At 66.1% G+C, this 9,438-nt stretch carries 8 protein-coding genes and 1 CRISPR repeat array; of the genes, 4 read left to right on the top strand and 4 right to left on the bottom strand.

The features are described from left to right. Window positions 1–16 precede the first annotated feature (16 nt). A CRISPR array of direct repeats spans window positions 17–857; the repeat unit is 36 nt; unit sequence GCTTCAATGGGGCCGCGCTCTGACGAGCGCGGAAAT. Window positions 858–1,037: 180 nt separating this feature from the next. The 4 genes from cas1 to IT293_13320 form a co-directional block, all read right to left on the bottom strand. Continuing rightward, window positions 1,038–2,768 carry a CRISPR-associated endonuclease Cas1 gene (gene cas1 / locus IT293_13335; GenBank protein ID MCC6765638.1) on the bottom strand — a complete coding sequence of 577 codons (1,731 nt, stop codon included), beginning with the start codon at window positions 2,766–2,768 and terminating at the stop codon, window positions 1,038–1,040. A 112-nt stretch (window positions 2,769–2,880) separates the two neighbouring features. Then, entirely contained in the window at window positions 2,881–3,189 is a 309-nt protein-coding gene (gene cas2 / locus IT293_13330) for a CRISPR-associated endonuclease Cas2 (protein ID MCC6765637.1), read from the bottom strand. Window positions 3,190–3,288: 99 nt separating this feature from the next. Continuing rightward, window positions 3,289–3,705 (bottom strand): PIN domain-containing protein, encoded by a 417-nt coding sequence (locus IT293_13325; GenBank protein ID MCC6765636.1) that lies wholly within the window; start codon window positions 3,703–3,705, stop codon window positions 3,289–3,291. Beyond that, window positions 3,696–3,968, bottom strand: a complete 273-nt coding sequence (locus IT293_13320; protein MCC6765635.1) for a type II toxin-antitoxin system Phd/YefM family antitoxin — start codon at window positions 3,966–3,968, stop codon at window positions 3,696–3,698. The genes IT293_13325 and IT293_13320 overlap by 10 nt, the downstream gene beginning before the upstream one ends. Window positions 3,969–4,124: 156 nt before the next feature. On the opposite strand from IT293_13320, the gene IT293_13315 reads away from it, so the two are divergent. From IT293_13315 to IT293_13300, 4 genes are all read left to right on the top strand, one after another. Beyond that, the gene (locus IT293_13315) at window positions 4,125–5,447 is read left to right on the top strand and encodes an ATP-binding protein (GenBank protein MCC6765634.1); all 1,323 of its coding nucleotides are present in this window, start codon (window positions 4,125–4,127) and stop codon (window positions 5,445–5,447) included. Between the two features lie 122 nt (window positions 5,448–5,569). After that, window positions 5,570–5,818, top strand: a complete 249-nt coding sequence (locus IT293_13310) for a hypothetical protein (GenBank protein ID MCC6765633.1) — start codon at window positions 5,570–5,572, stop codon at window positions 5,816–5,818. A 189-nt stretch (window positions 5,819–6,007) separates the two neighbouring features. Continuing rightward, entirely contained in the window at window positions 6,008–6,529 is a 522-nt protein-coding gene (locus tag IT293_13305; protein ID MCC6765632.1) for an ORF6N domain-containing protein, read from the top strand. Between the two features lie 46 nt (window positions 6,530–6,575). Next, complete coding sequence (locus IT293_13300) at window positions 6,576–9,377, top strand: DEAD/DEAH box helicase (GenBank protein MCC6765631.1); 2,802 nt, start codon at window positions 6,576–6,578, stop codon at window positions 9,375–9,377. Window positions 9,378–9,438 lie beyond the last annotated feature (61 nt).

The raw sequence follows: 9,438 nt of genomic DNA, 5'->3' as shown, positions 1-9,438 counted from the left end.
GTGTGAAGGCGAAGAAGCTTCAATGGGGCCGCGCTCTGACGAGCGCGGAAATACACTTACCCAGTGAGTGCAAGTCGGGGATGCTTCTGCGCTTCAATGGGGCCGCGCTCTGACGAGCGCGGAAATCGGAAACCGGTGCGCACGTTCCGGGTCATTTCGCATTGGCTTCAATGGGGCCGCGCTCTGACGAGCGCGGAAATAGCCGCAGTGCTGCGGAACGGCGTACGCGAGGTTGCTGCTTCAATGGGGCCGCGCTCTGACGAGCGCGGAAATTCGATGCCCGGTGTCGATGAGTTCGACACCTCATTGCTTCAATGGGGCCGCGCTCTGACGAGCGCGGAAATACCGCATGGTATCTGAAGCTGTTTCGGGCAATCTCGCTTCAATGGGGCCGCGCTCTGACGAGCGCGGAAATCGGGAACCATCCATTATAGGCAAGCAAACCAACCGGGCTTCAATGGGGCCGCGCTCTGACGAGCGCGGAAATCCTCGGCCGTCGGCCCAGGTGATCTCGTTCAGGTAGTCGCTTCAATGGGGCCGCGCTCTGACGAGCGCGGAAATGCGACCGCGTGTCCTTCTCGGGCATCAACCCTTGAAAGCTTCAATGGGGCCGCGCTCTGACGAGCGCGGAAATCCCGACTGCCGCACCGAAGCTCGCGCGCGGAGCTTGGTCGCTTCAATGGGGCCGCGCTCTGACGAGCGCGGAAATGAGGGGGCAGGCGGGCGGGGAAAAGGAAGAGAAGAGAGGCTTCAATGGGGCCGCGCTCTGACGAGCGCGGAAATTCGATGGTGACGCTGGCACTCGTACTCGTCCCGAAGGTGCTTCAATGGGGCCGCGCTCTGACGAGCGCGGAAATGGGTCTCACTCAACTGGTGAGTTTTCAAAGAACCAGAGCCGTGTTTGCGAGCGGTGCCGCGCCGCATGGCAACGATCGCATGGCGATATCGCATGCGATGCTCGGGGTGCAACGGATCCAGAGGTTTACTGCGTGCGAGCGGGTCCCGGGGATTCGACGACACGTCGGCGCTCGCGACCGTCAGCGTGTCTCGAAGCCCGGATACGTTGCGATCTCGCCGGTCACGACGCGCGCCAGCAGGCGTGCCTGGACCTCGAGGATCCGGCGGTAGTTGGCGCGGTACCCAAACAACGGATGCGTGACGAGGGTGTCCATGCGCTGCTCGTAGGCGCGCAGGAAGCCCTTGCGACCGGAGGCTGTCAACGACACCGCGGGTCCGATGCGGATGAAGTCGCTCGGCTGGACCATGCGGGTGTTGATCGCGGTGATGACGGTCGAATCGGCGACGAGCGGGCGAAAGCCTTCCATGAGATCGAGCGCGAGAGCCGGCCGCCCGAAGCGGAGCTGGTGGTAGAAACCGAGAAACGGGTCGAAGCCGACGGCGTGACAGGTGATCGTGAGGTCCTTGCTGAGCAAGCTGTAGGCAAAGGACAGGAGCGCATTGACCGGGTCGCGCGGCGGGCGACGGTTGCGATGGTCGAGCTGCAAGACGAACTCGGGCGCGGCGTCGCCGGCACCTTCCGCCTCGATCTTCAGCATGCCGTTGAAGTGCTCGAAGTAGAGTCGGGCGGCGATGCCTTCGATCCCGAGCAGCTCGTCGAGCGACTCGGCGCTGCCGGCGAGATCGGCGTAGTGCTTGAGCTGACGCAGGATGACCGTCGGCGGCTCCAGGTGATTTCGCTGCAGCAGCGTCCGCTGGTTGCGGATCTTCGACGCCACCATGCTGCGCGCGACGCCGCGACAGAACACGGGGTCGAGTGCCTTGGTGAACTGCTCGCGCCGAAGCATGACGTTCTTCAAGCCGAGGCCGTTGGTGAGGCCGTAGAACCAGCCGCCGTAGGAGAAGTGCGCGATCGGCTTCTCGGCCCAGCAGAGGCCCTGGATCGTCGCTGCCGTGAGCTGCACGTTGCCGAAGACGCTCACCTGCGAGATCTCGCCGACGCGGACCTCCTGGACGGTCTTGTCGCGATTGCGGATCTGGAGCACCTCGCCGCGTTTGCCGACGATGAGTCCGTGGCCGGTGACGTAGAGCGGGCGGAGGTCGTCGCGCGCGGGGATGAGGCGGCGAACATTTTCTTCCGACGTCGCCACCGTCCTGGCGACCAGGCGGTCGAGCGGTTCGACGTCGTCGCCGAACAGCAGGAGCTGAGCGTCGGATGCGAGCGCGGGAAGCGCGTCGCAGAAGCTCGTTTCGTCGGGAAGGCAGATGCCGACGAGCGAGCAGCGCGGACACTTCGGACTGTCGATGAGCGGCGGCGGAATCGTGCCTGCGGCCGCGAGCGCGCGCGCCGCCGCGATCGCCTGGACTGTCTCTGTGACCAGCGCCTCGTCGATCGCCACGCGGACGCGCTGCTTGGTCGCGTCGTAGTAGGCGACGGCCTCGTCGCAGCGGTAGCCGTTGTCGCGGAGGATGAGCGCCTGGGCGCAGAGCTGGGCGCGATCGGCGGGCCACGCTTCGGGGCCGTCGTCGGTGTCGCGGGGACGGCCCTTCTTGTAGTCGACGGGGGTTACGACACCGGCCGCACCCTCGACGAGGTCGATCCCGGCGATCAGGCGATGCGTCTCGCTCGAAAGCATGACGGAGCGGGAGTGGATCTTGCCGTCGTTCTCGGGGGCCGGGAGCGCGTCGGTCTTGGCGTCGAGCTTCTCGTGGCGGAGTGCTCCCTGGAGCGTGTCGGCGCTCGCCGCGAACACGCCCTCGACCCACTCGTAGAAGAAGAGACGCGGGCAGTAGACGAACTCGTTCAGCATGCGCGCCGGGAGGTAGTCGGGAAGCTCGACGGGACGTGTGACGCGGCGCGTCCCCTTGCGCGCCGGCGTCGGCGGCGGCGGCGGTGTGGCAGCTGGTTCGCTCATCGTTGCTTCACGATTCCGGCTCGCCGTCGACGACGATGCACGGGCTGTCGATCACGGAGTAGGGGATGCCGAGCGCGGTGATGACCCGGTCGCCCCGGCCCTCGACGGGCCCGAGGTCGACGAACAGCACCTGGTCTTCCTTGTGGTGGATGATCTTCCCGAGCGCGTGGCGGCAGCGCACGAGGTCGGACGGCGTGAACTGACACTCGAAGATCGAGTACTGGAGGTGGTCGCCGAAGTCGCGCATCGTCTTGAAGACGGTGCGGAGGCGTTTGTCGTCGCAGATGTCGTAGCAGACGAGGAAGGTGTTGCGCATGGCAGAACCTCCGCGGCGCGTGGCGAGGAACGGTGGAGTGTAGCGCGGCCGGACATCAGCGCCATAGCCCGAATCTGCGGGCGCGGCCGCCGACACGCTTCAATGCACGACGCGAACTTTGAGGCGCGGCACGAGGCGGAAATGCCGAACATTGGCCGTTGCAACGGCGAACCCGAGGTCGAGTGCGGTGGCTCCGATCCAGAGATCGGCCATGGGGAGGGTCGTTCCCTTCCGGCGGGCCTCGGCGTCGATGCGTCCGACGATACGGGCCACGGCGAGCCCGAGCGGCCGGGCAGGGACGCGCGCGAAGACTTCTTCGACGAAGGCCTCTCTGCGGGCGCGGAGGGAAGCATCGGACGCTCGCCACACCCCATGGACGAGCTCGGCGGCGGTGACGACCGAGATGGCGACGTCGACGTCCTTGAATCGTCGCGCCAGGCGCTCGAGCGTCATGACCACCGTCTGACCGCGGCGCTCGGCGTCGATGAACACCGTGGAATCGAGAATCAGTCCCACGACGGAGGTTCGTCCGGAGCGGCGGTGCGGATGATCTCGGCGAGGTCCGCCGCGAACGCGTCGTCCGGAGCCACGGACGGGCCTGCGAGGCGTGTCGAAATGCATTCGGAGAGCCTTCGAGGTGCGCGTTCTGCCGGTGACAACACGGCGACGGGCTCGGCATGCCGTTCGATCACGGCTTCGGTGCCGCCAGCGATGCGATCGAGCAGCCGCGAGAAGTCACGGGCCGCTTCCGTCGCCGTGACTCGAATCCGATTTGCCATGGGAAAATCATATAGAAGAGGCCCGGCCGTCGACAACAGCCCAGATGCCACTGGTCCGTGCGCTCACGGAAGGCACCTGCACCTGGATCTCCTGGAAGGACGGATTCAGAAGAATGTGTCCTTGTGTGGAGGACACCTATGCCGGATAGTGTGCCCATGACGCTCCACCCGATTCTGGCGGACAAGCTGAATCTCGCGCTCCGCGCCGAGTCCATCGAGGAGATGTGGACACGGCGGGATGCCCGGCTGCCAACCATTCGAGGCAAGGTCCACTCGGTGATCGGGATGCGTCGTGCCGGAAAGACGACGTTTCTGCATCAGCTTCTTCGAGAGCGGCGTACCGCCGCGCCGCCGGAGCGCGCCCTCTACATCGGGTTCGACGACGACCGTCTGGCCGGGATCGCGAGCGAGCAGCTCGGGTTCCTGCTCGAAGAATACTATCGCCGCCATCCGGCGCTGCGGAGGCGTGAAACCGTGTCGTGGTTCCTCGACGAGATCCAGCTCGTCCCCGGATGGGATCGCTTCGCACGCCGGGTGCTCGATACCGAGCGATGCGAGATCGTCGTATCCGGCTCGTCGGCGCACATGCTCTCACGCGAGGTCCACACGTCGCTCCGCGGGCGAGGCATGGCGACGGTCATTCGCCCGTTCAGCTTCCGGGAGTACCTGCGCTACCGCGGGGAGGAGCCCGCGGCCGTCTGGCGTCCGCTTCCCGAAGAACGCTCGCTCGTCGAGAAGCGGTTCCGCGAGTACCTCGTCGAAGGCGGGTTTCCGGAAGCGCAGGGTCTCGACGCACCTACCCGCATCGAGCTGCTCCAGGGGTACGTCGACACGGTGCTCTTCCGGGACGTCGTTGAGCGCTACAAGGTCTCGCAGGTCGAAGCGCTCCGCTGGCTCGTACGGCACTGTCTGCGGAATCCGGCCGGCAACTTCAGCGTGCACCGCCTGCATGGTGACCTCCGGTCGCAGGGGCTCGGCGTTGCGAAGGACGTCGTGCACGCCATGTTGGGGCATCTCGTCGACGCGTTCCTGCTGAGCGCGCTGCCGCTCGCCACCGAGTCCGAGCGTCGGCGCAATTCGAATCCGCGGAAGGTCTACCCGTCTGACCCGGGCTTGATCCGCGCATTCGACGCGAGCGGCCGCGCGAACCTCGGGCACGCGCTCGAGACGGCGATCATGAACGAGCTCGAGCGGCGCGGTGCCGAGGTCGGCTACGTCAGAACCGAGGACGGCCTCGAGATCGACTTCCTCGCGCGGTATCCATCGCGCGGTGCGGAGCTCCTTCAGGTGTGTGCCGACGTTTCGGATGCGGCGACCCTGTCCCGAGAGCTCCGCGGCCTCACGGCCGCGGGGAAGGAACACCGCCGTGTGCCGCGGCGGCTCCTAGTGCTCGATCGTGATGCGGTGCCGCGGAGCGCGCCGCCGGGGGTGGAGGTGCTGCCGGCGTACGAGTGGTTGCTGGAGTCGGCGAGCGGGTAGGTCTGGGTATATGTCCTTCTCGAAAGGACGAATGTGCGACAAACTGTCCTCTACAAAATGACAATTTCACACGCCTCCTCCGTCTGAAGCTCGCCGAGTCGGCGATTGCTCGCGAGAAGTACTTGAAGGATCTCGCGAAGCGCGAGCCCGCGGCGTGGCGGAAGATCGCGGCGCTGATCGCGACCCGCCAGCCCTCCGCGTACGACGAAGCCGTTCAGCTGCTGCGGGATCTGCGCGAGGTCGCCGCAAGTGTCGGGCGTGCGGCCGAGACGCGGCGTCGGATCGAGCGTCTCCGCGAGGATCACGCGAGGAAGCCGAGCTTCGTCGAGCGGCTACGGCGGGCGAGGCTGGTCGGGCGCAACGAGCCGTGAGTGCGAGCTTCGCGTGGCAGCCGCTGTCGGTGCGCCAGATCAAGGCAATGAATCGTGCGAAGGTTGTTGACGATACCGGTTGTTCCGATGCACGAGTGCCAGTCGATCATGACGGGAGAGCGGGGGCTTCTGCGGGCATCTGCGGCATCCGGTCGCTTCGGACCCGCGGATGCCGTGTGAGGTGAGGGAATGAAGGCCGGGCTCCTGCCGATGGAGCGGATCGAGCAGGCCATTCTGCTCATCCGTAAGCACAAGGTCATGCTCGACAGCGACCTGGCCACGCTCTACGGCGTCGAAACCAAGGTGCTCGTGCAGGCGGTCAAACGAAACCTGACGAGATTTCCTTCCGACTTCATGTTTCGCCTAACGAAGGACGAGTTCGACGACTTGAGGTCACAGATTGTGACCTCAAGTTCGCGGGGAGGGCGTCGCTATCCGCCCTACGCTTTCACCGAGCAGGGCGTGGCGATGCTCTCGACGGTCCTCCGCAGCGATCGGGCAGTTCGCGTCAACATTCAGATCATGCGTACGTTCGTGAAGCTGCGGCGGCTGCTGGCCACACACGAGGACCTCGCCCGCAAGCTCGACGCGCTCGAGCGCAAGTACGATCGGCAGTTCAAGGCGGTATTCGATGCAATTCGTGAGCTCATGACGCCGCCGGATCCGAAGCAGCGACGGCGGATTGGATTCGGGGCGAGGGAGAGGACGTGAGCCTCGAAGTCAGACGAACCCGGAGGCATTCTGCTCATGGGGGGACGTGATGGCGAGTGAACGCGAGGCATCCTTCCGGGACTTCTTCGAGATCGCCACCGGCGGCTTCACGCCCTACGGCTGGCAGGTGCAGGTTGCCCTCGATGGCTTGCCGGATGTGCTTCCCGTTCCGACGGGGCTTGGGAAGACGGAGGTCGCGCTGGCGTGGGCGTGGCGGCTACTCGTCGACATGAAGCCCGAGCCCCTGCACCTCGTGGTCTGCCTGCCGATGCGCAGCCTCGTGACGCAGACAGTGCAGCGCCTGAAGGCCTCCTTCGACGCGCTCGAGGCCACGAAGCCTGGGATCGACGTTCGCGTCCATCAGCTCATGGGCGGTGCGGTCGAGGACGATTGGGTTCGCCACCCCGACAAGCCGTGGGTGCTCGTTGGCACGCAGGACCAGCTCCTCTCGCGCGCGCTGAACCGCGGCTATGCCATGAGTCGCTTCGAGTGGTCGGTCCACTTCGGCCTCCTCAACAACGACTGCCGATGGATCGTCGACGAGGTCCAACTCATGGGGCCGGGCTTGTGGACCACCTCGCAGCTCGACTGGATGCGAAGGAAGCGGTTTCCGTCGCTAAAGCCGTGCCTGACGACGTGGATGAGCGCCACGGTCGGCGCGTCGTTTCTGAGCACCACCGATCGAACGCGCGAGGGGCTTGGCGAAGCGTCGCCGGAGCAGATCGCATTCGAGGGGAAGCTGACGGCCACGCTCGAGAACGACCAGAACCTTGAGTGGTGGCGAGACGCGAAGCGCCCCGTCGCGTGGTGGCAACCGACGGCGTCCGACGCAAAGACCACCGATGCGAAGGAGCGGGCCGCCACGAAGCCCGGAGCGGTCATGCCCGAGGCCCTCGCCAAGGCCGTGGTGGAGCAGCACGCGGCGGGAACACTCTCCCTCGTCATCTGCAACACGGTCGACATGGCGCGCGACGTGTTCCGTGCGCTCTTGTCGGTGGGTCACAAGGTTCTGCTTACCGCGCGGTTCCGGCGCGAGGATCGCGCTCGACATGAGCAGCGACTGCTCGAGTTCGACACCAACCGAAAGGCAGGCAAGCTGCCGGAGGACGATCCTGGGCTCATTTGCGTCAGTACGCAGGTGGTCGAGGCGGGCGTGGACATCTCGGCGCACCGTCTCTGGACCGAGCTCGCCCCGTGGCCGTCGATGCTCCAGCGTCTTGGTCGCCTGAACCGCAAGGGCGACGACCAGGACCCTCAGGCTTGGGTCTGGGAGACGCCGAAGGAAGGCGGAAACAAGAAGGTCGAGCGCATCGGCCCCTACGAAACCACCGACATCGAACGCGCCAAGAAGCTCGTCGACGCCTTCGCCCCGCTCTCTCAAAACAACGCGTTCTCCGAGGCCATTGCGGGCTTGAACGCGAGCAAGCAGAAGGAAGTCACCGAGGCCCTGCAGCCGAAACCGAGCCCGCTGCCACGCGCTCTCGACGTCCACGGGCTCTTCTCGACGGAGCGCGACGTTCACGGCGGCTTTACCGATGTCAGCGCCTTCGTGCGCGGCACCGATCCCGATCTCGACGTGACGGTCTTCTGGCGCGACTGGTCTGGCGATAGACCTCCTCGCGGCGAGGATCTCGACGGCCCGCTGCTGGAACCTGCGAGGGAAGGCTGCCCGGTTTCGTTCGTTCGCGTGCAGAAGATGATCGAGAGCAGCAAGGCCAAGGCCTGGCTCTGGGATGACGAGGCGGATCGCTGGGAGCGTGTGAACCACTGGGATATCCGGCCCGGGATGCTCGTGATGCTCAAACGAGAGGTCGGCGGCTACGACGCGACCGAAGGTTGGACGGGCGACAAGTCAAACGTGCTCGCCGAAGTGCCGCGTGCCGGGCGTGGCGCGACGCTGCGAGATGATGCGTGGACTGAAGCTGGGTACTGGTCGACGCTCGATGTCCACCTCAAGGATGCGAGAGACGCGGCCGAGAAACTGAGCACCGCGCTCTCGCTGACCGGCGACACGAGGACGGCCGTCGTGGAGGCGTCAGGGCTCCATGACCTCGGTAAGGCGCATCCGCAGTGGCAGGCAGCGTTGCCTGATCGCTCCGGCATTCCCGACGCGCTGCTCGCGAAGAGCCCGCGCGTCGTCGCCGCCGATGTCGTGGGGGATGTCTCCGCCACCCGCGCAGAGTTCGCGAGGCTCCGGGCGCAGGCGCGTGAGTTGCCGGAGCAGACGCGGCGCCGCGGTCGTGAAGACGTTGTGCGTCTTCGGTGGGCGATCGACGACAAGCTCAGCAACGCCGAGCTGAAGGCGCTACGCGCTGTCACCGGCGTTCGCTGGGCCGGGCATCTCCAGTTCCGCCCCGGGCTTCGCCACGAGGTCGCCTCTGCGCTTGCGATGTGGCGGAAGTACAATGACAGCGAGACGAAGCCGTATCCGGCGCTCGCGGTCTACTTGGCGGCCACGCACCACGGGAAGGCACGCACCGTGATGCGCTCGACAACGGGCGAAGGCGACGATGTGTTCGGTGTGCGAAGCGAGCCGAGCGCGTTGAAGGTCGACAACGAGGAGTGGCCGCTCGACTTCTCGATCGCGAAGGACGGCGCAGATGGGCGATGGGACGGTGACGAGTTCGTACTGACGGGGCACGGTTGGACGGGTCTCGTGGCTGACCTGCTCGGCCCGTGGCGACCAGAGGAGAAAAGCGACGCCGGCGTCGTGCCGGAGTCCGAACCGCGTCAGCTCGGCCCCTTCGCGCTGGCGTATCTCGAGGCGCTCGTCCGCATCGCCGACTGGCGCGCGAGCGCGCAGCCGAGCGCGAGCACCAAGCCCAGCGAGGTGCGTGATGGCCAGTGAACTGCGCCTTCCAGCCCTGGCGCTGCCCGGTCTGTCGCCCGACAGCCTCGGCAACTACCTC

The sequence above is a fragment of the Deltaproteobacteria bacterium genome, assembly GCA_020848745.1.
Classification (GTDB): Bacteria; Desulfobacterota; Binatia; order UTPRO1; family UTPRO1; genus UTPRO1.
This window is presented reverse-complemented; position numbering and strand designations above follow the sequence as displayed.